This window comes from Streptomyces sp. NPDC005648, assembly GCF_040605395.1.
Taxonomy (GTDB): Bacteria; Actinomycetota; Actinomycetes; order Streptomycetales; family Streptomycetaceae; genus Streptomyces.
On sequence record NZ_JBEXCS010000010.1, the window covers coordinates 25,194 to 48,468 of the forward strand.

General features: G+C 70.7%; 21 protein-coding genes and 1 pseudogene. 15 read left to right on the top strand and 7 right to left on the bottom strand.

Annotation, left to right across the window (positions count from 1 at the left end; all coding sequences use genetic code 11):
- Together ABZT17_RS08140 and ABZT17_RS08145 are read left to right on the top strand one after the other, a co-directional pair.
- The gene (locus ABZT17_RS08140) at positions 1–3,045 is read left to right on the top strand and encodes a glycoside hydrolase family 38 C-terminal domain-containing protein (protein WP_356345199.1); all 3,045 of its coding nucleotides are present in this window, start codon (positions 1–3) and stop codon (positions 3,043–3,045) included.
- Positions 3,046–3,049: 4 nt separating this feature from the next.
- Entirely contained in the window at positions 3,050–4,300 is a 1,251-nt protein-coding gene (locus ABZT17_RS08145) for an alpha-L-fucosidase (RefSeq protein ID WP_356345201.1), read from the top strand.
- A gap of 7 nt (positions 4,301–4,307) precedes the next feature.
- On the opposite strand, the gene ABZT17_RS08150 is transcribed toward ABZT17_RS08145, so the two are convergent.
- The 3 genes from ABZT17_RS08150 to ABZT17_RS08160 form a co-directional block, all read right to left on the bottom strand.
- Complete coding sequence (locus ABZT17_RS08150) at positions 4,308–4,997, bottom strand: hypothetical protein (protein WP_356345204.1); 690 nt, start codon at positions 4,995–4,997, stop codon at positions 4,308–4,310.
- Positions 4,998–5,110: 113 nt separating this feature from the next.
- Positions 5,111–6,799, bottom strand: coding sequence for a carbohydrate binding domain-containing protein (locus tag ABZT17_RS08155; RefSeq protein ID WP_356345206.1), 1,689 nt, complete (start codon positions 6,797–6,799; stop codon positions 5,111–5,113).
- 148 nt (positions 6,800–6,947) lie between these two features.
- Positions 6,948–8,075, bottom strand: coding sequence for an ATP-grasp domain-containing protein (locus ABZT17_RS08160; protein ID WP_356345208.1), 1,128 nt, complete (start codon positions 8,073–8,075; stop codon positions 6,948–6,950).
- Positions 8,076–8,366: 291 nt separating this feature from the next.
- Between ABZT17_RS08160 and ABZT17_RS08165 the strand changes: the two genes are divergently transcribed.
- Positions 8,367–9,227 (top strand): metallophosphoesterase, encoded by an 861-nt coding sequence (locus tag ABZT17_RS08165; protein ID WP_356345211.1) that lies wholly within the window; start codon positions 8,367–8,369, stop codon positions 9,225–9,227.
- 144 nt (positions 9,228–9,371) lie between these two features.
- Entirely contained in the window at positions 9,372–10,058 is a 687-nt protein-coding gene (locus tag ABZT17_RS08170; RefSeq protein WP_356345490.1) for a 4'-phosphopantetheinyl transferase superfamily protein, read from the top strand.
- A 24-nt stretch (positions 10,059–10,082) separates the two neighbouring features.
- Here the strand turns inward: ABZT17_RS08170 and ABZT17_RS08175 are convergent, their stop codons facing one another.
- Positions 10,083–10,310: a hypothetical protein gene (locus tag ABZT17_RS08175; RefSeq protein WP_356345214.1), complete on the bottom strand. Its 228-nt coding sequence runs from the start codon at positions 10,308–10,310 to the stop codon at positions 10,083–10,085.
- Positions 10,311–10,528: 218 nt separating this feature from the next.
- Between ABZT17_RS08175 and ABZT17_RS08180 the strand changes: the two genes are divergently transcribed.
- Positions 10,529–11,551: an alpha/beta hydrolase gene (locus ABZT17_RS08180; protein WP_356345216.1), complete on the top strand. Its 1,023-nt coding sequence runs from the start codon at positions 10,529–10,531 to the stop codon at positions 11,549–11,551.
- Positions 11,552–11,576: 25 nt separating this feature from the next.
- Here the strand turns inward: ABZT17_RS08180 and ABZT17_RS08185 are convergent, their stop codons facing one another.
- Together ABZT17_RS08185 and ABZT17_RS08190 are read right to left on the bottom strand one after the other, a co-directional pair.
- Positions 11,577–12,107 carry a toxin-antitoxin system, toxin component gene (locus tag ABZT17_RS08185; RefSeq protein ID WP_356345492.1) on the bottom strand — a complete coding sequence of 177 codons (531 nt, stop codon included), beginning with the start codon at positions 12,105–12,107 and terminating at the stop codon, positions 11,577–11,579.
- A gap of 32 nt (positions 12,108–12,139) precedes the next feature.
- Entirely contained in the window at positions 12,140–12,796 is a 657-nt protein-coding gene (locus ABZT17_RS08190; protein ID WP_356345220.1) for a helix-turn-helix transcriptional regulator, read from the bottom strand.
- A gap of 223 nt (positions 12,797–13,019) precedes the next feature.
- Here ABZT17_RS08190 and ABZT17_RS08195 point away from each other — a divergent pair, with 223 nt between their 5' ends.
- Positions 13,020–13,691 carry a hypothetical protein gene (locus ABZT17_RS08195; protein ID WP_356345223.1) on the top strand — a complete coding sequence of 224 codons (672 nt, stop codon included), beginning with the start codon at positions 13,020–13,022 and terminating at the stop codon, positions 13,689–13,691.
- 17 nt (positions 13,692–13,708) lie between these two features.
- Here the strand turns inward: ABZT17_RS08195 and ABZT17_RS08200 are convergent.
- Positions 13,709–14,074, bottom strand: a pseudogene (locus ABZT17_RS08200) (hypothetical protein); the annotation flags it as partial.
- A gap of 121 nt (positions 14,075–14,195) precedes the next feature.
- Here ABZT17_RS08200 and ABZT17_RS08205 point away from each other — a divergent pair.
- The 9 genes from ABZT17_RS08205 to ABZT17_RS08245 all read left to right on the top strand — a co-directional run bounded on the left by ABZT17_RS08205 (position 14,196) and on the right by ABZT17_RS08245 (position 23,275).
- Positions 14,196–15,347, top strand: coding sequence for an FAD-binding oxidoreductase (locus ABZT17_RS08205; RefSeq protein ID WP_356345225.1), 1,152 nt, complete (start codon positions 14,196–14,198; stop codon positions 15,345–15,347).
- Entirely contained in the window at positions 15,344–15,646 is a 303-nt protein-coding gene (locus ABZT17_RS08210) for a (2Fe-2S)-binding protein (protein ID WP_356345226.1), read from the top strand. The genes ABZT17_RS08205 and ABZT17_RS08210 overlap by 4 nt, the downstream gene beginning before the upstream one ends.
- Entirely contained in the window at positions 15,639–17,036 is a 1,398-nt protein-coding gene (locus tag ABZT17_RS08215) for an FAD-dependent oxidoreductase (protein WP_356345227.1), read from the top strand. The genes ABZT17_RS08210 and ABZT17_RS08215 overlap by 8 nt, the downstream gene beginning before the upstream one ends.
- Before the next feature lie 31 nt (positions 17,037–17,067).
- Complete coding sequence (locus ABZT17_RS08220; protein ID WP_356345230.1) at positions 17,068–17,964, top strand: dihydrodipicolinate synthase family protein; 897 nt, start codon at positions 17,068–17,070, stop codon at positions 17,962–17,964.
- Between the two features lie 12 nt (positions 17,965–17,976).
- Complete coding sequence (locus ABZT17_RS08225) at positions 17,977–18,975, top strand: proline racemase family protein (RefSeq protein WP_356345233.1); 999 nt, start codon at positions 17,977–17,979, stop codon at positions 18,973–18,975.
- A gap of 41 nt (positions 18,976–19,016) precedes the next feature.
- Positions 19,017–19,691: a GntR family transcriptional regulator gene (locus tag ABZT17_RS08230; protein WP_356345236.1), complete on the top strand. Its 675-nt coding sequence runs from the start codon at positions 19,017–19,019 to the stop codon at positions 19,689–19,691.
- A 304-nt stretch (positions 19,692–19,995) separates the two neighbouring features.
- Positions 19,996–20,727 (top strand): alpha/beta hydrolase, encoded by a 732-nt coding sequence (locus ABZT17_RS08235; protein ID WP_356345238.1) that lies wholly within the window; start codon positions 19,996–19,998, stop codon positions 20,725–20,727.
- A 92-nt stretch (positions 20,728–20,819) separates the two neighbouring features.
- The gene (locus ABZT17_RS08240) at positions 20,820–21,815 is read left to right on the top strand and encodes a LacI family DNA-binding transcriptional regulator (RefSeq protein WP_356345241.1); all 996 of its coding nucleotides are present in this window, start codon (positions 20,820–20,822) and stop codon (positions 21,813–21,815) included.
- Positions 21,816–21,925: 110 nt separating this feature from the next.
- Positions 21,926–23,275 (top strand): extracellular solute-binding protein, encoded by a 1,350-nt coding sequence (locus ABZT17_RS08245; protein WP_356345243.1) that lies wholly within the window; start codon positions 21,926–21,928, stop codon positions 23,273–23,275.

Here is a 23,275-nt window from a genome sequence, read left to right on the forward strand (position 1 = left end):
ATGCACGACGAACGCCGCCGGATCGAGGAGCGCGCCGAACGCCTCCACACCCAGCGCATCAAGCCCGCGATCTACGCCGCCACCGTCCCGCTGACGGTCGAGGCCTGGCAGGCGCCGGGCGAGCCGGTCCCCTTCGAGGAGGCCGCGTCCGCCCGCTACGAGCCCTTCGCGATGGACACCCCCTGGGGCCCGCCGTGGGGCACGACCTGGTTCCGGATGAACGGCCGGGTGCCCGCCGAGTGGGCGGGCAGGCGGGTCGAGGCGGTCATCGACCTCGGCTTCGTCGGCGACTGGCCGGGCAACCAGGCCGAGGCCCTGGTCCACCTGCCCGACGGGCGCCCCCTGAAGGCGGTCAACCCGCTCAACCAGTACGTGCCGATCGCCAACCCCGCCGCCGGCGGCGAACAGATCGACTACCTGGTCGAGGCGGCCTCCAACCCGGACATCCTGGCAAACAACTTCGCCGCGCCGACCCCGCTGGGCGACGTCCTGACCGCCGGCGACAAGCCCCTGTACACCTTCCAGCGCGCCGACCTCGCCGTCCTCGACGAGGAGGTCTGGCACCTCGACCTCGACCTGCAGGTGCTGCGCGAGCTGATGGTCGAGCTCGGCGAGCACGACCCGCGCCGGCACGAGATCCTGCACGCCCTCGACCGCTCCCTGGACCTGCTGGACCTCGACGACGTCTCCGGCTCCGCCACCGCCGTGCGCGAGGCACTCAAGCCGGTGCTCGCCAAGCCCGCCAACGCCAGCGCCCACATCGTCTCCGGCGTCGGCCACGCGCACATCGACTCGGCGTGGCTGTGGCCCATCCGCGAGACCAAGCGCAAGACCTCCCGCACCTTCTCCAACGTCACCTCCCTGGCCGACGAGTACGAGGAGTTCGTCTTCGCCTGCTCGCAGGCCCAGCAGTACGAGTGGGTGCGCGACAACTACCCGCACGTGTGGGCCCGCATCCAGGAGTCCGTGAAGAAGGGCCAGTGGGCGCCGGTCGGCGGCATGTGGGTCGAGTCCGACGGCAACCTGCCCGGCGGCGAGGCCATCGCCCGCCAGCTGGTCCACGGCAAGCGGTTCTTCATCGAGCACTTCGGCATCGAGACCAAGGGCGTCTGGCTGCCGGACTCCTTCGGCTACAACGCGGCCTACCCGCAGCTCGCCAAGCTCGCCGGCAACGAGTGGTTCCTCACCCAGAAGATCTCCTGGAACCAGACCAACACCTTCCCCCACCACACCTTCTGGTGGGAGGGCATCGACGGCACCCGCATCTTCACCCACTTCCCGCCGGTCGACACCTACAACGCCCGCTTCAGCGGCGAGGAGATGTCCCGCGCGGTCCGCAACTACGCCGAGAAGGGCAACGCCACCCGCTCGCTGGCCCCCTTCGGCTGGGGCGACGGCGGTGGCGGCCCCACCCGCGAGATCATGGAACGCGCCCGCAGGCTCGCCGACCTGGAGGGTTCGCCGAAGGTCGTCGTCGAGCACCCGGACGAGTTCTTCGCCAAGGCCCGCGAGGAGTACCCCGACGCCCCGGTCTGGGTCGGCGAGCTCTACCTGGAGCTGCACCGCGCCACCTACACCTCCCAGGCCCGCACCAAGCAGGGCAACCGGCGCAGCGAACACAAGCTGCGCGAGGCCGAGTTGTGGGCGACGACGGCCGCCCTGCACGCGCCGGACTACGCCTACCCGTACGAGAAGCTGGACCGCCTCTGGAAGACGGTCCTGCTGCACCAGTTCCACGACATCCTGCCGGGCTCCTCCATCGCCTGGGTGCACCGCGAGGCCGAGGCCGAATACGCGCGCGTGGCCGAGGAACTGGAGGCGCTGACCGCCGAGGCGGTCGCCGCGCTGGGCACGGGCGGCACCCGGGTGTTCAACACCAGCCCCTTCGACCGCGCCGAGGTCATCCGCACGGCGACGGGCTTCCCGACGTTCGTCGAGGTACCGGCAGGCGGCAGCGCGCCGGTCGCGGCGGCCGAACCCCCGGCCCCCGTCACGGTCGGCGGCCGCGTGCTCGACAACGGCCTGGTGCGCGTCGAGGTCGCCGAGGACGGCACCCTCGCCTCCGTCCGCGACCTGCGCGCCGGGGGCCGCGAGGTCCTCGCCGAGGCGGGCAACCTGCTCCGCCTGCACACCGACCTCCCCAACTACTGGGACGCCTGGGACGTCGACAAGCACTACAAGAACCGCTACACGGACCTGCTGGACACCGACTCCGTCACGGTCGTCGACGAGGACCCGCTGCTCGGCTCGATCCGGGTCACCCGCTCCTTCGGCAAGGGCTCGAAGATCGTCCAGACGATCACGCTGCGCGCCGGCAGCCCCCGGATCGACTTCGAGACGGACATCGACTGGCACGAGGCGGAGAAGTTCCTCAAGGCGGGCTTCCCGGTCGACATCCGTGCCCCGCACTCCTCCGCCGAGATCCAGTTCGGCCACATCCAGCGGCCCACCCACACCAACACCAGCTGGGAGGCGGCCCGTTTCGAGGTCTCCGGCCACCGCTGGGTCCATGTCGCCGAGCCCGGCTACGGTGTCGCGATCATCAACGACTCCACCTACGGCCACGACGTCTCCCGTACGGTCCGCGAGGACGGCGGTACGACGACCAGGGTCAGCCTCAGCCTGGTCCGCGCCCCGCGTGTCCCGGACCCGGGCGCCGACCAGGGCCGTCACCGCATCACCTACTCGCTGCTGCCCGGCGCGAGCATCGAGGACGCCGTCGCCGAGGGCTACGCCCTCAACCTCCCGCTGCGGGTGGCCGATTCGGCGGGCGCGCCGGAGCCGGTCGTCTCGGTGGACGGCGCGGGCGTCACCGTCGAGGCCGTGAAGCTGGCCGACGACGAGAGCGGTGACGTCGTCGTGCGCCTCTACGAGTCGGGTGGCGGCCGGGCGACCGGAGTCCTGCGCACCGGCTTCCCGCTCGCGGGCGCCCAGGTGACCGACCTGCTCGAACGCCCCCTGAAGGACGTCGAGGTGACGGGGGGTCAGGTCACCGTCTCGCTCCGCCCCTTCCAGATCCTCACGCTCCGGCTGCGGAGGGCCTGACCCGATGCCCATGCAACCGTGGTTCGCCGACGCCAAGTTGGGGATCTTCGTCCACTGGGGCATCTACGCCGTCGACGGTGTCCAGGAGTCCTGGTCGTTCTACGACGACATCGTGCCGCACGACCAGTACATGTCCCAGCTGGAGCGGTTCACCGGCGCGCGATACGACCCCCGTGCGTGGGCGGACCTGTTCGCCCGCGCCGGGGCGAAGTACGCCGTCCTGACGAGCCGTCACCACGACGGCGTGGCCCTGTGGGACACGGAGTACGGCGACCTGAACCTCGGCAAGGACTACCTCGGCCCCTACGCCGAGGCCCTGCGCGAGAAGGACCTCAAGGTCGGCTTCTACTACTCCCACTCCGACTGGAACCACCCCGACTACGCCTCCACCCGCAAGCCGGGCCGCCCGCCGGAGCAGGAGGACAACCGCTACTCCGAGGTGGCCGCCGAGGACGAGGACCTGGCGGCCTGGGAACGGTTCATCGCCTACCGGGACGGCCAGATCACCGAACTGGCCTCCCGCTACCGCCCCGACCTGATGTGGTTCGACGGCGAGTGGGACCGCAGCGAGGAGCAGTGGCGCATCCCCGAACTCGCCGCGCTCATCCGCTCGTACGTGCCGCATGTCGTCTTCAACGCCCGCATGCTCAGCGAGGGCGACTACGCGACGCCGGAGCAGGGCGCGCCGATCGTGCCGCCGGACGGTCCCTGGGAGCTGTGCCTGACGATCAACGACTCCTGGGGTTACCAGCACCGTGACCACAACCACAAGTCTCTTGCCCAGCTGATCCGTTACTTCACGGAGACGATCGGCGGAGGCGGCAACCTCCTTCTCGACGTCGGCCCCATGGAGGACGGCACCATCCCGCAGCCGCAGGTCGAGCGGCTGGAGGGCCTGGGGGAGTGGATCCGCAGACACGCGGACGCGGTGTACGGCACGGTGCGGGGCCTGCCGGCCGGGCACCACTACGGCCCCAGCACCCTCTCCGCCGACCGCCGGACCCTCTATCTCACCCTGTTCGACGTCCCGCGCGCCGAGATCGGCGTCCGGGGCCTGGCCACGAAGGTCCGCAGGGTAACGGTCCTGGGCACCGGCACCGAGCTCGGCCACCGGGTCGTGGGCGGACTGCACGAGGCGGTCGGCGTGCTGTGGATCGACCCGCCCGGGGAGGCGGACCTCGACCCCCACGCCACGGTGCTGGCCGTGGAGCTGGAGGGGGAGCTGGAGCTGTACCGGGGCGCGGGCCGCTTCTGACGACCCGTCACAGGTAGCCGTCCCGGCTCTCCTCACGTCGGCTCCGGGCTTCCCGCCGTCCTCGCACGAGGTCGGCCAGGGGAGTCCGGAGCGCGTAGATCCCCGCCAGGGCGCCGGCGATGCCCGCCGCCGTGAACAGCCAGTCCTGCATCGAGGCGAAGCGGTGGGACCAGGTGTCGCGCACTTTCAGGCGCACGTCGATCGGCGGGTTGAGCGTCTCCAGGGCGCGGTCCGTCTCGCCCTGGTACGTGATGACGGTGAGGCCGAGGTCGTAGTCGCCCGGCTCGTCGGCGGACACGCTCCACTCCCACAGCGCTGATTCGCCCGGCCGGACGATGGGCTGCCTCGCCTCGGACAGCATCACCGTCCTCACCTCCCGGCTGTACGGCGTCAGCATGGCGCCTTGCATCCCGCCCACCCGGAAGACCCGCGTCGGAACGGCGGCCCGCGCGGCGTGCCGCGACTTCTCGCCCCGCGCGGTGAGGAGGACGTCGAACCGCAGGCTGCCACCGACGGGCACCGAGACGGAAGGGGTGTAGGCGAGGGAGCCGTCGAAGAGCTGCTTCCTGTCGTTGACGATCGAGGCCCGCAAGTCGGCCTGGCTCAGCCCCGGCCCCACGCTCTTCTCGCCGCCGGGCACCCCGCAGGCGGCCAGAAGGAGCAGCAGACACCCACAGGCAGCGATGCTTCTTCTCACCCCTGAGCAGCCCCCGATTCCGCCGTCACGCCCCGCCACGGGAAAGCCCCCGCGGCGGGGAAAGATTCTTCCCGCCGCGGGGGCCGGGGCGCCAGCCCTGCTTCCAGCCGTCGTCAGCCGGTGAAACCGGCCGTGATGGAGGTGAACTGCCAGTTGTTCTGGCTGATGCCGGAGCAGTTGCTCACCACTCCGCCGCCGGGGCAGGGCCGGTCACGGTTGACCGACCAGAAGGCGAGACGGGCGATGTGATGGCTGTTGGCCCAGTCCTTGATCTGGGTCCAGATCGCCGGGGTGGTGTTCTCCTGCTGGTCGGACAGGCCGTTCATGCCGGAGATGCCGATGTGGGAGTACGCGGTGGAGTCGTCCCACCCGAACGTCGACTTCAGCTTGGCCTTCAGACCCTCCGCCGCGTTCACGGTGTTGCCGTACATGTCCGAGCCGCCGCCGAAGTCGAACGGCATGATCGTGAAGACGTCGATGTTGGCGCCGAGCGACTGGGCCTGCTCGATCAGCCGGTTGCCGTAGTACGTGGGCCCGGTGGTCGACGTACCGAAGGTGACGATCGTCCGCAGGCCGGGGTTGTTGGCCTTGACGGTCTTCAGGGCGGTCAGGATCCTCGCCTGCACGGCCTCGTTCTCGAACTCGTCCGTGTTCTCGATGTCCATGTCGACGGCCTTGAGCCCATAGGCGTCGATCACCTTCTGGATGGCCCCGGCGAGGGCGCTCGCGGAGGAGCAGTTGGCACCGAGCTTGCTGCCCTGCCAGCCGCCGAACGACGGCACGATGTCACCGCCGGCCGAACGGATCTGGTTGATGGCGCTCTGGTCGACCCCGCCGGTCAGTGCCCGGCTGCCGTCCCAGGCGGGCGTGCAGCCACCGGAGTCCAGCACGAAGGCCATCGTGAACCACTTGACGCCGGTGGCGCTCATCACGGTGCTCGGACTCGGCGGATCGCCCCAGCCCTCGTACAGATAGGGCGCGGCCTGCTTGAACCCGCTCCCGCCACCGGTGCCCGCGTCGGTCGTCACGGACACGGAGTTGGAGGCCCCGGAGGTGTTGCCCGCCGCGTCCCGCGCTTTCACCGTGAAGGTGTAGGCCGTGCTCGGCGACAGCCCGCTGACGGTGGCCGAAGTCCCCGACACGCTCAGCACGTTGTTCGCGCCGCTGTAGATGTCGTACGCCGTGACACCCACGTTGTCCGACGACGCGTTCCACGACAGCGACACACTCGAGGAGGTCTTGCCGGTGGAGGTCAGGCCGGTGGGCGCGGTCGGCGCCTGGGTGTCGGACCCGCCACCGCCGCCACCGGGCCCGTCGAGGCTGATGTCGTCGGCATAGTAGGCCCCTTGGGCGTACCAGCCGTGCACATAGATCGTGGCACTGGTCTGCGAGGCCCCCGTGGTGAACGACACGGACAGCTGGCTGTACGCCGACGGGGAGGTGGTCCAGTTCGAGGCGCCGCCGTTCACCCCCAGGTACACATAGCTGCCGCGCACCCAACCGGTCAGGTTGTAGGCGGTGTTGGGCTGCACGGACACCGTCTGCGTGCACTGCGCGTTGTCGCTGTCGGTCACCGCGCCCTTCAGGGCTTTGGAACCGCCGTGCACGGGTGAGGAGACGATCGAACCGAGATTCCCGGTGCACGACCAGGGAGACAGACTCCCCGACTCGAAACCGGGATTGGTCAGGATGTTGGCCGCCTGAGCGGTACCCGGAAGGGCGATGGCTCCGGCGAGCGCGAGAGCGGCGGAACCGAGGAGAGCGAGAAGCCGACGTCTGGAACGTCTCAGTGTGTTGCGCACGCGATCTCCCTGAGTGATGGGGGTGTTCGGGAGTGCAGAACTGTGCGGAGAGCGGCACAGAGGGGGTGCGCAACCAAGTTGGTATGGACCAATCCCGCTGTCAAGGAGAACGACGGAATTGGTCCATACCGGTGAACGGGCCGACGGCCTAGAGCGGCAGTGCCTCCGCCGCGACCTCGACGGCCTCCACGGGCGCGGGCACCGCGGGCAGCAGGGGCTCGGTCGTCTCCTCGACACGCTGCGCCGGCAGGGAAACCGCACGCAGCGGCCGCGGCCCCGACACCACCGTGTAGTCCTGCCCGAGGAACGGCGGCGTCATCTCCCCGGGATCCTCACCCAGCGCCAACTGCACAGCGGCCCAAGGGGCGTTGACCCCGCAGAGCGACAGCTGGTGCAGCCCGCCCGCGGGCCGGGTGTTCACATCCATCAGCACCGGCTCGTCCCCGAACATCCGGAACTGGATGTTGGAGAGGTAGTGCAGCCCGAACCCCTCGGCGAGCCGCCGCGCCGGCTCCAGCCACTGCTCGTGCAGCGTGAACCCGCGCCGACGCCCGTTCTTGGTCCGCCCGATCGCCAGCCGCACCCGGTTGTCCGGCCCGGTGAGGCAGTCCACCGACACCTCCGGCTGCTCCAGGCGGGGCATCACGATCCAGTCGACCGGCTCGTCGGCCTGCTTCAGCACCTCCACCACCGTGTCGAGGGGCACGTAGGGGCTCGGGAACCCGTTGAGGTGAACCATCGAGAAGGGGGCGCGCGTGATCACACGGAAGCCCACCCCGCCCGCACCGGACGCCGGCTTGAAGCACGCCTTGTGCCCGGCGGCCTCCAACTCCTCGACGGCGGCCACGAGTTCATCGGCACCGCGCACCCGCCACCACGTCGGCACCGGCACCCCGATCGCCTGTACGGCCTCGTACGCGATCACCTTGTCCTCGAAGACGGCGACCGCCTCCGGGGGCGGCGCGAGCAGCGCCGTACCGACCGCCTCGAAGTCCGCGCGGTGCGCCACGATCGCCGACTGGTGCAGCCGGGGCACGAAGACGTCGATGCCGCGGCGCTGGCACTGGTCGAGCGCGTACTCGACGTACGCGGCCGGGGACAGGCCCTCCGGCTCCAGCTCCGCCGTGTCGGCGGCGGCCAGTACGGGGGAGTCGGCGTCGCCGTGCGTCGCATGGATCTCGACCGCCCGATCGCTGGGATTTCGCCGCAGCTGATCCATGAAGAACACGTTCTCCGCGTACGTGCGGTTGAGCCAGACGCGTACGCGAGAGACCATGCAGGGCCGTCCTTTCACGGTTCGCGGGCAGGGCTGAGCAGCCCGTGCCCGGGCAAGGGAGTTGGAGGGTCACCAAACCGCCCCTGTGAAGGGAAATTCGTAGCGGTGGTGTTGGGGCGATCATACGGCTTTCAAGGGGCCGCGCGTGCAACGTACGTGTTACGGATTTGCCGATCATGCCCACCGGAACCAGGAGTTGCCTGGACAGGACCGGTGTCACGGTCCGGGCGCCGCCTTGTCGGGACGCAGTGAATGTGTTGTCGTGGTCCCTCCGAGTGGAGGGGGCGCGAGGTGACGTCGACGGCCGGGGGTGCCGGACAGCTGCTGGCCATCAGTGATCTGCACATCGGATATCCCGAGAACCGGGCCCTGGTCGAGGGGATGCGGCCGGGGAGCGACGAGGACTGGCTGCTCGTCGCCGGCGACGTCTCGGAGAACGTCGCCGACATCCGCTGGGCGCTGAAGACCCTGGCGAGCCGCTTCGCCCGGGTGATCTGGGCACCCGGCAACCACGAGCTGTGGACCCACCCCAGCGACCCGGTCACCCTGCGCGGGGTCGCCCGCTACGAGCACCTGGTCGAGATGTGCCGTGACCTCGGCGTCACGACCCCCGAGGACCCGTACCCCGTCTGGGACGGCCCCGGCGGCCCGGTCGCCGTGGCACCGCTCTTCCTCCTCTACGACTACTCGTTCCTGCCGGCCGGCTGCGCCACCAAGGCCGAGGGGCTTCAGTACGCGCACGGCACCGGCATCGTCTGCAACGACGAGTACCTGCTCCATCCCGACCCCTATCCCAGCCGTGAGGCCTGGTGCCGGGCCCGGGTGGCCGAGACCGAGGAGCGGCTCGCCGCGCTTCCCGCCGACCTCCCCACGGTCCTCGTCAACCACTACCCCCTCGACCGTCACCCCTGTGACGTCCTCTGGCACCCCGAGTTCGCCATGTGGTGCGGCACCGAACGCACCGCCGACTGGCACCACCGCTTCCGCGTCGAGACGATGGTCTACGGCCACCTCCACATCCCCCGGACCACCTGGCACCAGGGCGTCCGCTTCGAGGAGGTGTCGGTCGGCTATCCCCGCGAGTGGAAGAAACGACCGGTCGACCCGGGCAGACTGCGGAGGATCCTCCCCCGGGAGACCGCCGACGCCTGAGCCGCCCCCGCCCGGGATCCGCCCCGGCCCGGGATCCGGAACCGACGGCGCGGGATGATGGCCGTCGGGTTGGATCGCTCGCTGGAGCTGAGCTGGAGCTGGAGCTGTTGTGGTGCGTGGGGCTGGGTGAGGGAGGTCGGGTCGGTGATCGAGGAGTTGTTGCCGGCGGGTGTCGTCGCCGTCGAGGTGCATGGGGATGACGGCACCGAGCCCGCGCCGCTGTACCCCGAGGAGGCAGCGGTCGTCGCGCAGGCCGTGCCGAAGCGCCGCCGCGAGTTCGCCCTCGTACGCGCCTGTGCCCGCCGCGCCATGGACAAGCTCGGCGTACCCCCGCAGCCCCTGCTCCCCGGCGAACGTGGCGCCCCCGGCTGGCCCCCCGGGCTCGTCGGCAGCATGACCCACTGCGACGGCTACTGCGCCGCCGCCCTGGTCCGCGCCACCGACCTCGCCTCCCTCGGGATCGACGCCGAACCCCACAGCCCGCTCCCCGAGGGCGTCCTCGACGCCGTGGCCCTGCCGGCCGAGGCCGCCCGGCTGCGCCGCCTGGCGGCCGACCGGCCCGCCGTGCACTGGGACCGCCTCCTGTTCAGCGCCAAGGAGTCGGTCTACAAGGCGTGGTTCCCCCTCACCGGCCGCTGGCTGGACTTCGCCGAGGCCGACATCGAGGTCCTGACCGACCCGGGCGCGCGGTTCAGCGGCGGTTTCCGGGCAGAACTCCTCGTCCCCGGGCCAGTGGTCGGGGGACGGCGCCTCAGCCGGTTCGAGGGCCGCTGGACCGTCCAGCGGGGGCTCGTGGCGTCGGCGGTCACGGTGCCGCACGACACGGTGTGAACCGCCGACGGCCGGCGCCGGCCGTCATGGCTCCGGGCACCAGGCCTGCAGCAGCCGGAAGAACTCCTCCTCGTTCCCCGTCAGCCCGGCGGCCGCCAGGGCCTGTTCCGCCTCGGCCAGCACGGAGGGCGGCACCACGGGTGGTCGCGCCTCGCCGGGCGGACCGTCGAAGGCGGCTCGTACGGTGTGCAACAGCCGCAGGTAGGCCTGTACGGCGGTGCGCTCGCGGTCGGTCAGTACGGCAGTGGGCATCGTCGGCTCTCCCCGTGTCGGCGTCCTCGGTCCCGCACCCTGTGTGAGTGCGCGACTCCAGCTTGCCGTGCCCCACTGACAATCGGGTCCGGGCACATTCCGGTTCGCTCGCTTAGCGGAGGCGAAACGTCCTCGAAATCCCTTGTGGGAAAGCGGTTCTACGCTGGAGGACAAGGGCTTTCGGTCACCCCCGGGTGGCCAGGGAACGGGAGGCTTGCGTGGTCGATGTCCCGCACCGGCGCCCGGTGCGCGCCGTACGGCTGCGCCCGGTCGGCGAAGGTGAACTGGAGTTGCGGTACCGCGTGGTGCACGGCTACCGGCGTGCGTTCCGCATGGCCGGCGAGGGCCCCGCCCTCGTCCTGATACACGGCATCGGCGACTCCTCGGCGACCTGGGCCGAGCTCATCCCCGACCTGGCCCGCACCCACACGGTGATCGCCCCCGACCTCCTCGGCCACGGCGCCTCGGACAAGCCGCGTGCCGACTACTCGGTCGCCGCGTACGCCAACGGCGTCCGGGACCTGCTCACCACGCTCGGCATCGAGTCGGCGACCCTGGTCGGGCACTCGCTGGGCGGCGGTGTGGCGATGCAGTTCGCCTATCAGTTCCCCGAGCGGACCGAGCGGTTGATCCTGGTCAGCGCGGGTGGGGTGGGGCGGGAGGTGAATCCCGTGCTGCGGCTGGTGTCGCTGCCGGGCGCCCATCTGATGCTGTCCGGGCTCCGGCTGCCGGGAATGCGGTTGCAAGTGGGGCTGGCGGTGGGCCTGATGAAGTTCCTGGACACCGACCTCGGTCAGGACGCCGCCGAGTTGGTCAACCTGGTGGACGCCCTGCCGGACGAGACCTCCCGCAACGCGTTCATCCGCACCCTGCGGGCCGTCGTGGACTGGCGCGGACAGGTCGTGACCATGCTGGACCGCTGCTACCTGACGGAAGGCATGCCGACCATGCTGCTGTGGGGCGACCGGGACAGCGTGGTACCGGTGCGGCACGCCTACGGGGCGCACGAGGCCATGCCGGGAAGCCGGCTGGAGATCTTCGAGGGCGCCGGGCACTTCCCGTTCCACAGCGACCCGGGGCGGTTCGTGTCGTTGGTCGAGGAGTTCACGGGCACCACCGACCCGGCGCACTGGAGCCGGGAGCACTGGCGGGAGCTGCTGCTGGAGGGGCGCCCGGGCGGTACGGCGAGCCGGGGCAGGGAGCTGGAGCTGCGGGAGGCCAGCGAGCGCAGCGCCACCTGAGGCTGCGGCGGGCGGCAGGGGCGCGTCAGCTCTGGGGGCCCAGATAGCCGAGGGAGGCCTCGATACGGCCGGCGAGGTGGTCGCGCTGGATCGGGCCCCGGGCCCCCGAACCGGCCAACCAGGTACGGCACTTGCTGGCCAGGAGCAGACCGAAGGTCTCCGCTTCCTGCTCGTCGGCCAGGTCGGAGTGGCTGCGGGCGGCCACCTTGCGGACCGTGGCCTGGAGGTCGGTGGTGTCCCGCAGGAGCCGGGCCGCGACCTTGGCGCCCTCCACATGGTGGGTGCCGTGACCGGCCTGCATGTGCCAGAGCTCGTGCCCGAGGATCACCAACTGGTGGTCGGGGGCGGTGCGTTCCTCCACGACGACGAGATCCTGGTCGGCCATGTCGAGCCAGAGCCCGCTCGCCGTGCCGGCCGGGAAGGCCGCCGTACGGAAGTGGACCGGGCGGCCGCGGCGGCGGCTCATCGCCTCGCACAGGGCGCCGTAGAGGTCCATGGGGGCCGCGGGGGCCGGGAGGGTCAGTTCCGAGATCAACTCGCCGCACAGGCGGCGCATTTCCCTGGCGATGGCCACAGTCCTCCCCCGGGTCACTTCTCGGGTCGCTTGACGCTCTCCAGGAGCATGTCCAGCCACTCGGCCACCTTGTCGCGGTGCTGGTCGGTGGGGAGCTGGGCGGCCCGCCAGGCGATGCCCCGGACGCCGTGGTCCTGCAGCAGCTTCTCCAGGGGGTCGTCGGCCGGGGCCGTCGACTCCTCGCGTTCGGCGAGTCTCTGGAGGAGCTCCTGCTCGGTGCTCTGCAGGGTGTGGGTGAGGGCCTCGGGGTCCTCGGCCGTGAGGAAGCCCGCATGGACCCGGAAGAAGCGCTGGATGGCGTCGCAGTGCTCCATGGTGGGGCGGCGGTCGCCGTTGATCAGCGCGCCGGCCTGCTGGCGGGACATGCCCGCGCCGTCCGCGATCTCCTGCTGGGTGTACTTGCGGCCGTTGGGCTTCAGACGGGTGCGGCGCAGCAGGTCCAGGCGCTGCAGAAAGCGGGCCTGGACGTCGGGTTCGCCCGCCGGGCGGCCGGTCAGAAGCGCCCTCACAACCGGTTCGGGGACGCCCGAAGTGACGGAGAGGCGGCGGATGTCGAAGATCTCCGTCTGCGCGATGCCGAGGCGGTCGGCGAGCGCGGTGACGCGTGCGACGACGGCCGACAGGGCGTGGGACGTCGTCGTGGTGCCCGGACTCTCGAAGCCATCCGTCACCGACAGATCTCCTACGTTTCTCACAGGCTTCTCACAAGCCGTTGCCGTGAACTCGACGGACATTACCGGGTGGTTCGAACTCACATCCAGGTCTCGCCACAACTGTGGCCAGTTTCAGCCGTCAACCGGCATGAAATGCCACGATAGTTGACACGACTCGCGTCCGGGCCGCAGGATCAAGGCGCCGCGTGAAGGCCGCAGAGGCAAGAGGGGTGACCTCCCGATGGCGTATCAGGCAGGAGGGCAGCGGCCGGCACCGCAGCCCGTCCCCGCGAGTCCGGAGGACCAGGCCAATCTTGCGTATCTGCGGGACTACGCCACCCTTCTGGAGGCCGTTCCGTTCCCGTCCGTCGTGATCGACCACCGCTGGGACGTGGTCCTCTCCAACAGCGCTTTCGCGTCACTTTTCGCCGGGGTCGGCCCGCACCCGACGGCCATGCCTTCTCAGAACTTCCTGCGTTTCGTGCTCTTCCACCCGGACGCCGGCTCGGTCCTGGGCGAGCACGAGTCGAGTTGGTGCCTGCCCCTGCTCGCCCACTTCGCCACCGCCGTGGAGCGGTACGGACACGACCACGCGCTGCAGGCCATCCGGCGCGACATCGCCCAGGACCCGATCATGGAGGCCGCCTACCGGCAGGGTCTGCCGCACTGGATCCGGGCGATGGGGGAGCGGGCCGTCGTGCACGACGGGGCCGTACGGTCCGTGGTCCATCCCGATCCGCGCTGGGGCGCGACCGAGTGCCGGCTCGTGGACGAGACGCCGAGGACCTTGCAGGACATGGGGTACACGCGGTTGACGCTGGTGTTGCGGGAGGCGCGCCGCGACCGGCCGCGCGCCCGCGGGACACGGCTCGCGGGCGCCCACCTGAGGGTGGTGCCGGCCGGCGAGGTCTGACCGGGCCCCGCCGGCGTTCAGGTCGCCGACGGTGCCTCGTCAGCAGCGGAGATCACCAGCACCAGGGGGACGCCCCGGCAGGGGATCAGCCGGGTGCCGTGGAAGCGGGTGGCGCCACCCTCTTCCGGTACGGCCGCGAAGCCAGGGCCCTTGGTGAGCGAGCCGGCGAGATGAGCCGGGTCCGCGGACGCCGCCCCACGCCCGCGCGCGTTCACCAGGTGGGCGGGGCCGGGCAGTTGACGCAGGAGCGGGAGCACGGGCCGTCTCGAAGTGGCACAGATAGTCGTCGGCCGCGGCCATCCCCGCGAAACGGTCTCCACCTCGACCGGGGCCGAGAGCGTGAGGCTGTACCCGTCCGAGCAGAGATAGTCGACGTAGGTCCCGCCACGGTACTCGGCGGATGCGGCTTCGGGGGGCGGGTGGGAGGGGGTGAACCGGGTGGTGGGGGGGCATCGGGGCCCGCGAACCATTTCCAGGCACAGTGGTATGTGACATAGTACTGACGTGAGTCAGCGACTGACCTGCGATGTCGTCGTCGTCGGAGCAGGCATGGTAGGCGCCGCCTGCGCCCTCTACGCCGCTCGCGCGGGCCTCGACGTCATCGTGGTGGACCGCGGCCCGGTGGCCGGCGGCACCACCGGAGCGGGGGAGGGCAACCTCCTCGTCTCCGACAAGGAACCAGGACCCGAACTCGACCTCGCCCTGCTCTCCGGCCGCCTGTGGACCGAACTCGCCCAGGAACACGGGCAGTCGATCGAGTACGAGGCCAAAGGCGGCGTAGTGGTGGCGACTTCGCCCGGCAGCCTCACCGCACTGGAACGCCTCGCCGCCGAGCAGCGCGCCGCCGGCGTCAGCGCCGAACCAGTGGCCGGCGACGCCCTCTACGGCCTCGAACCCCACCTCGCCCCGGGCCTGCCGGGCGGCGTCCACTATCCGCAGGACAGCCAGGTCATGCCCGCCCTCGCCGCCGCACGCCTGCTGCGGGCCTCGGGCGCCCGCCTGTTCACCGGCAGGACCGTGACGGCCGTACCGCGCAGCCCCGAGGGGACGGTCCTCGGTGTCCGCACCGACCGGGGCGACATCCACGCACCGGCCCTCGTCAACGCCGCCGGCACCTGGGGCGGCGACCTCGCCGCACTCGCCGGCACCACCCTGCCGGTCCTCCCCAGACGCGGCTACGTCCTCGTCACCGAACCCCTGCCACGGATGGTCCGGCACAAGGTGTACGCCGCCGACTACGTGGCCGACGTCGCCAGCGACTCCGCCGCCCTGCAGACCTCACCCGTGGTGGAAGGCACGGCGGCCGGACCCGTCCTGATCGGCGCCAGCCGTGAACGCGTCGGCTTCGACCGGTCCTTCTCGCTGCCGGCCCTGCGGGCACTCGCGGCGGGCGCGACCCGGCTGTTCCCCTTCCTCGCCGACGTCCACGCCCTCCGCTCCTACGTCGGCTTCCGCCCGTACATGCCCGACCACCTGCCCGCCATCGGCCCCGACCCCCGCGTCCCCGGCCTCTTCCACGCCTGCGGCCACGAGGGTGCCGGCATCGGACTGTCCACCGGCACCGGCCACCTCATCGCCCAGGTGCTGACCGCCAAAACCCCCGACCTGGACCTGACCCCCTTCCGCCCCGACCGCTTCACCGAGGAGGCCGCATGAGTTCGCCGCTCGACCTGGCCGACGCCCGCCCGGGCCCCGCCTTCACGGTCACCCTGGACGGCCGGGAGATCGAAGCCCTGCCGGGCCAGACCGTCGCCGCCGCGCTCTGGACGGCCGGCGTCACCTCCTGGCGGGGCACCCGGGGCGAGGGCCGCCCGCGCGGGATCTTCTGCGGCATCGGCGTCTGCTTCGACTGCCTGGTCACCGTCAACGGCCGCCCCAACCAACGGGCCTGCCTGGTACCGGTGGCCCCGGGTGATGCGATCCGCACACAGGAGGGGACCGGCCACGATGACTGACCGACCGCACCTCGCCGTGATCGGCGCCGGACCGGCGGGCCTCGCCGCCACCTCGGCGGCCGCCGCGCACGGAATCCGCGTCACGCTCATCGACTCGGCGGTGGAGGCCGGCGGACAGTTCTACCGGCAGCCCGCCACCGAACTCCACGCACACCGGCCCCAGGCCCTGCACCACCAGTGGCAGACCTGGGAACGCCTGAGGGACGGTCTGCGCGGCCACGTGAAGGCAGGCACCGTACGGCACTTGACGGAGCATCACATCTGGTTCGTCGAGCGGCTCACCCAGAAGTTCGCCGTGCACGCGCTGCTCGGCCCCGAACAGGAGGACCCGGCCACCGTCCACGCCGACGCCGTGCTCCTCGCCACCGGCGGCTACGAACAGGTGCTGCCCTTCCCCGGCTGGACCCTCCCGGGCGTCCTCACCGCGGGCGGCGCCCAGGCCATGCTCAAGGGAACCCTCACGGTTCCCGGCCGGACCGCCGTGGTCGCCGGGACCGGCCCCCTGCTCCTGCCGGTCGCCACCGGACTCGCCGCGGCCGGAGTGGACATCGCCGCACTCGTCGAGTCCGCCGCCCCCGGCGCCTTCCTGCGGCAGACCGGCACCCTGGCCGCCCACCCGGCCAAGCTCGGCGAAGCCGCCCTGTACACAGGCCAGTTGCTACGACGCCGGACGCGCACGCTCTACCACCACACCGTCGTCGAGGCGCACGGCACCGACCGCGTGGAGGCCGTGACCGTCGCCGCGCTCGACGCGGAGGGCCGGGTCCGCCCCGGCACCGGGCGCCGTATCCCCTGCGACACCCTCGCCGTGAGCCACGGCATGCTCGCCCACACCGACCTCGCGGAGAGCCTCGGCTGCCGGCTCGACGGCACACATGTCCGCGTCGACGAGGAACAGCGCACCGACGTCCCCGGCGTCTGGGCGGCGGGAGAGGCCACCGGCATCGGCGGCTCGGCCCTCGCACTCGCCGAGGGCCACATCGCGGGCAACTCCGCCGCGGCCCGCCTGGCGGGCACCGAACCCGACCCGGGAGAGTGGGCCTCGGCCGCCAAGTCCCGTACGAGACTGAGGCAGTTCGCGACAGCGCTCGACCAGGTGTACCGGCCGCCCGCGCACTGGACCGAGCAGGTCGCCGACGACACCGTGATCTGCCGGTGCGAGGAGGTCACCGCCGGCGCCGTCCGGGAAGCCGCGGGCGAACTGGGCGCGGGCGACCTGCGCACGGTGAAGCTGCTGACCCGGGCCGGCATGGGCTGGTGCCAGGGCCGAATGTGCGGACCCGCGGTCGCGGGACTCGCGGGGTGCGAACTCACGGCCTCGCGACGGCCGTTCGCGCGGCCTGTGCCGTTGGGGGTGCTGGCCCGGGCCGGTGAGGAAAGTGCTCAGTGATATGTCACATATTATTGAAGGGGAAACTGTCATGACTGCCACCGGCCACCGCCCCTGGCGCGGCATTCTCGTCGCCACCGCGCTCCCGCTGAACGACGACCTCTCCGTGAACTACGACAAGTACGCCGAACACTGTGCTTGGCTGGTCGAGAACGGCTGCGACGGTGTCGTCCCCAACGGCTCGCTCGGCGAGTACCAGGTGCTCACCCCCGAGGAGCGGGCCAGGGTGGTCGACACGGCCGTCGCCGCGATCGGCGGCGCGCGCGTGATGCCGGGTGTCGCGGCCTACGGCTCAGCCGAGTCGCGGCGCTGGGCCGAGCGGGCCCGGGACGCGGGCTGCGCCTCGGTGATGCTGCTGCCGCCCAACGCCTACCGCGCCGACGAGCGTTCGGTCCTCGCCCACTACGCCGAGGTCGCCGAGGCGGGCGTACCGGTGGTGGCGTACAACAACCCGATCGACACCAAGGTCGACCTCGTGCCGGAGCTTCTCGCCAAGCTGCACGGGGAGGGTTACATCCACGCCGTCAAGGAGTTCTCCGGAGATGTGCGCCGCGCGTACCAGCTCGCCGAACTGGCCCCGGAACTCGACCTGTTGATCGGTGCCGACGACGTTCTGCTCGAACTGGCCATCGCGGGCGCCAAGGGCTGGGTGGCCGGCTACCCGAACGCGCTGCCCGCCGCGAGTGCCGAGCTGTACCACGCCGCGGTCGACGGCGATCTCGCCACCGCGAAGAAGCTGTACGAGCAACTGCACCCGTTGCTGCGCTGGGACTCCAAGGTCGAGTTCGTGCAGGCCATCAAGTTGTCCATGGATCTCGTCGGCCGTCATGGCGGCCCGGTGCGACCGCCGCGGGTCCCGTTGCTGCCCGAGCAGGAGAGCGCGGTCCGTACGGCCACCGAGAACGCCGTCGCCGCCGGCCTGGCCTAGGGGAGAGAGTCCATGCGCAGCGCAATCGTCCTGCACGCCGTCGATTCGCACACCGAGGGCATGCCCACCCGTGTGATCACCGGCGGGATCGGCACCATCCCGGGCGCGACCATGAACGAGCGGCGCCTGTACTTCCGTGAACACCGCGACCACATCAAGCAGTTGCTGATGAACGAGCCGCGCGGCCACTCCGCGATGAGCGGCGCGATCCTCCAGCCGCCGACCCGGGACGACTGCGACTGGGGCGTGGTCTACATCGAGGTCTCCGGCTATCTCCCGATGTGCGGCCACGGCACGATCGGCGTGGCGACGGTGCTGGTGGAGACCGGGATGGTCGAGGTCGTGGAACCGGTCACCACGATCCGGCTGGACACCCCGGCCGGGCTGGTCGTCGCCGAGGTGGCGGTGGAGGGCGGGGCGGCGAAGGCGGTGACGCTGCGGAACGTGCCGTCGTTCTCGGTCGGTCTGGACCGGACGGTGAAGGTGTCTGATCGGTCAGTGGTATATGACATGGCATACGGCGGCAACTTCTACGCCATCCTCCCCATCGACCAGCTCGACCTCCCGTTCGACCGCTCCCACAAGAACGAGATCCTCGCCGCGGCCCTCGACCTCATGGACGCGATCAACGCCCAGGACGAGCCCGTTCACCCCGAGGACCCCACCATCCGCGGCTGCCATCACGTGCACCTCTACGCCCCCGGCTCCACCGCCCGCCATTCACGCCACGCGATGGCGATCCACCCGGGCTGGTTCGACCGCTCACCCTGCGGTACCGGCACCAGTGCCCGCATGGCCCAGCTGCACGCTCGGGGCGAACTGCCCCTGAACACCGAGTTCGTGAACGAGTCGTTCATCGGCACCCGCTTCACCGGGCGTCTCCTCGGCACCACCGAGGTCGCCGGCCGCCCCGCCGTCCTGCCCAGCTTCACGGGCCGCGCCTGGATCACCGGCACCGCCCAGTACCTCCTCGACCCCGACGACCCCTTCCCCGCAGGATTCGTCCTGTAGGCGACCCGATAATGTCCGGTGACCCCAAGGAGGACGATCACATGGCCGTGCACGACCGACCGGCTCTGCCCCATCTCGGCGGCAGGAAGCCCAACTTCCGGGAGCGGTTGGTGGATGTGCTGCGGGCCGCGCTCATCAGCGGTGAGCTGCGCCCCGGCCAGGTGTACTCGGCGCCGTCCCTCGCGCCCCGTTTCGGCGTCTCCGCGACCCCCGTGCGCGAGGCGATGCTGGAGCTCGTGAAGGACGGCCTCGCGGAGATCGTGCCGAACAAGGGGTTCCGGATCACCGAGGTCTCCGAGGAACAGCTCGACGAGTACACCCACATCCGGTCGCTGATCGAGATCCCCACGACCGTCGGCCTCACGACCACCGCCGACCCCGAGGACCTCAAGGCGCTCCGGCCGATCGCCATGGAGATCGTCACCTCGGCCACGAAGAGCGATCTGATCGCCTATGTCGAGGCGGACCTGAACTTCCACCTGGGACTGCTGGCGCTGGCCGGAAACGGCCATCTCGTCGAAGTGGTACGGGACTTGAGGCAACGCTCCCGGCTGTACGGCCTGACCGCGCTCGCCGAGGCGGGAAAGCTGGAGGCCTCCGCCAGGGAGCACCTCGAACTGCTCGACGCGCTGCTCGCACAGGACGAGGAGAGCGTGCGCGAGGTGATCACCCGGCACCTCGGACACGTCCGCGGTCTGTGGGCGGCCCGAGGGTAGAACGGAGCGGGTGACACGGCCCGAGCCGGCAGAGACTCGGCCGCAGCCGCAGCCGCAGCCGCAGCCGCAGCCGCAGCCGCAGCCGCAGCCGCAGCCGCAGCCCCCAGTCCTAGCCGCAGCCCCAGCCGCGAAAAGCCGTTGGCGTGCCCCGGCGGTCGCTGCTACTTTTCCTTGGGCCGTGCGACAGAACGAGGAGGTGGTACCCGTGAACACACTACTGACATGGGTGCTCCCCTCTGGGGTCACGGTCGGGCGATAGGTCGTCCGGGAGCGCCGTCCGCGTGCACTCCCGAAAGGCACGACCATGCGATTCACTTCCGAACAGCGCCTCGACGACGGCGTTGTCGAGCGCGAGTTCACCCTCGGCGAGATCCCCGGCACCCTGTGGACACCTGGACCCGCGTCCGCGTCCGCCCCGGTCCCGTTGATCCTGATGGCCCACAACAACGGCCTGCCCAAGTCGCAGTCCCGGCTGGTGGCCCGGGGCCGGCACACCGCGGCGTACGGCTATGCGGTGGCCGCCATCGACGCGGCCGGGTGCGGTGACCGGCCCCGTTCCGCAGCCGACGAGCAGGCCCGCGCCGACCTGCGCCGGGCCATGCAGGCGGGTGAGCCGGTCGACGAGATCTTCGAGTCCCTCGTCGGACCTCTGGTGGCGAACGCGGCACCGGAATGGCGGACCACCCTGGACGTCCTTCTCGCACTGCCCGGGATCGGCGGTCCGGTCGGGTACTCGGGTTGGATGGCCCTGGGTATCCGGCTCGCGGTCGCCGAGCCGCGTATCGCCGCCGCCGGTTTCTTCGCCGGCGGTTTCGTACCCCGCGCCCAGCGCGAGGAGGCCCGGCGGGTCGGCGTTCCGCTGCTGATGCTGTTGCAGTGGGACGACGAGGGGAACCCCCGGCAGCGTGCCCTGGACCTGTTCGACGCCTTCGGCACCAGGGAGAAGACGCTGCACGCCAATATGGGCGGGCACACCGGCACCCCCTGGTTCGAGGGCGAGGACGTGAACCGGTTCTACGGCCGACACCTGAAGTGAGGCCGCGGCACCCGGCGAGCGCGGTCGGAACCGACTCCTGACCCCTCCATTCGACGCAAGCCGTTTGCGTTCCTTGCGCTATTCTTGCGCTCATGACGCGACGACTTGCCGAGGTGGCGAAGAAGGTCGGGGTCAGTGAGGCCACGGTCAGCCGGGTGCTCAACGGCAAGCCCGGTGTCTCGGAGGCCACCCGGCAGGCGGTGCTGTCCGCCCTGGACGTTCTCGGCTACGAGCGGCCCACGCAGCTGCGCGGTGAGCGCGCGCGGCTGGTGGGTCTCGTCCTGCCCGAGCTGCAGAACCCGATCTTCCCGGCGTTCGCCGAGGTCATCGGAGGGGCGCTCGCCCAGCTCGGGCTGACGCCGGTGCTGTGCACCCAGACCAAGGGCGGTGTCTCCGAGGCCGACTACGTGGACCTGCTGCTGCAACAGCAGGTCTCCGGAGTCGTCTTCGCCGGCGGTCTGTACGCCCAGGCCGACGCCCCGCACGACCACTACCGGCGGCTCGCCGAGCGCAACATCCCGGTGGTGCTGGTCAACGCGTCCATCGACGACCTCGGCTTCCCGGGCGTCTCCTGCGACGACGCGGTGGCCGTGGAGCAGGCCTGGCGGCATCTCGCCTCGCTCGGGCACGAGCGGATCGGGCTGGTGCTCGGCCCCGGCGACCATATGCCGTCGGCCCGGAAACTGGCCGCCGCACAGGCGCTCGGGGACCTCCCCGACGAGCATGTCGCCCGCGCGATGTTCTCCCTGGAAGGCGGTCACGCGGCCGCCTCCCGGCTCATCGACCGGGGTGTCACGGGCATCATCTGCGCCAGCGACCCCCTCGCCCTCGGTGCGATCAGGGCGGCCCGCCGCAAGGGTCTCGCCGTCCCCTCCGAGGTCTCGGTGGTCGGATACGACGACTCCGCGTTCATGAACTGCACGGAACCCCCGCTGACCACCGTGCGCCAGCCCATCGAGGCCATGGGGCGGGCGGCCGTGGAGCTGCTGAACGCGCAGATCAGCGGGAGTTCCGTAGCGCCCGAAGAGCTGCTGTTCGAGCCCGAGTTGGTGGTACGCGGGTCCACCGCGCAAGCTCCCCGCCCCTGAGACTCGTCCACCTGTCGAATAATTACAGATTCTGCGCGACATCTTGCGGACATATATTGGCGGTGCTTGAGTGTGCGGCGCCCACCGCTCCTGCCACGAGGGGTCCACCGATGAGAAGCACCGGGTTCCGTCGTACGTTCGCCGCGCTCAGCGTCTGTTCTCTCGCTCTCGCCGCCTCCGCCTGCGGGTCGGGTGACGACGGCTCGGCGAGCGGCAAGACCCGTATCACCGTCAACTGCGAGCCGCCCAGGAGCGCCAAGGTCGATCGCGGCTTCTTCGAGCAGGACATCGCCTCCTTCGAGAAGCGGCACCCGGACATCGACGTCGTGGCACACGACGCGTTCCCCTGCCAGGACCCCAAGACCTTCGACGCCAAGCTCGCCGGCGGACAGATGGAGGACGTCTTCTACACGTACTTCACCGACGCCAGGCACGTCGTCGACATCCGTCAGGCGGCCGATCTCACGCCGTACATCAAGGAGTTGAAGAGCTACGACTCCATCCAGAAGCAGCTGCGCGACATCTACACCGTCGACGGGAAGATCTACGGCATCCCCCGCACCGGCTACTCCATGGGCCTGATCTACAACCGCAAGCTCTTCCAGAAGGCCGGCCTGGACCCCGACCGGCCGCCGACGACCTGGGACGAGGTCCGCGCCGACGCCAAGAAGATCGCGGCCCTCGGCGACGGCACCGTCGGCTACGCCGACTACAGCGCCCAGAACCAAGGGGGTTGGCACTTCACCGCCGAGCTCTACTCCCAGGGCGGGGACGTCGTCGGCCCCGACGGCAAGAAGGCCACCATCGACACCCCCGAGGGCCACGCCGTCCTGCAGAACCTGCACGACATGCGCTGGAGTGACGACTCGATGGGCAGCAAGCAGCTCCTGGTCATCAACGACGTGCAGCAGATGATGGGTTCGGGCAAGCTCGGCATGTATCTCTCCGCCCCGGACAACATCCCGATCCTGGTCAAGGAGAAGGGCGGAGACTACAAGGACCTCGCGCTCGGTCCGATGCCCGGCGGCAAGGGCACGCTCATCGGCGGCGACGGCTACATGTTCAACAAGCACGACACGCCCGCCCAGATCCGCGCCGGCCTCAAGTGGCTCGACCACATGTTCCTCACCCCGGGCACCGGCTTCCTCGGCGACTACGCCCGCGCCAAGAAGGCGAACGCCCCGGTCGGACTGCCCGAACCGCGCCTGTTCACCGGCCCCGCCGACGCCAAGGACCAGCAGGTCAAGAAGGCCAACGCCAATGTCCCGGTGGAGAACTACCAGGCCTTCCTCGACGGCAACCACAGCCTCCAGCTGAAGATCGAGCCGCCGGACGCCCAGCAGATCTACTCCGTCCTCGACTCCGCCGTCTCCGCCGTCCTCACCAAGAAGGACGCCGACATCGACCAGCTCCTCAAGGACGCCTCCGGCAAGATCGACGGCATCCTGGCCCGGGGCTGA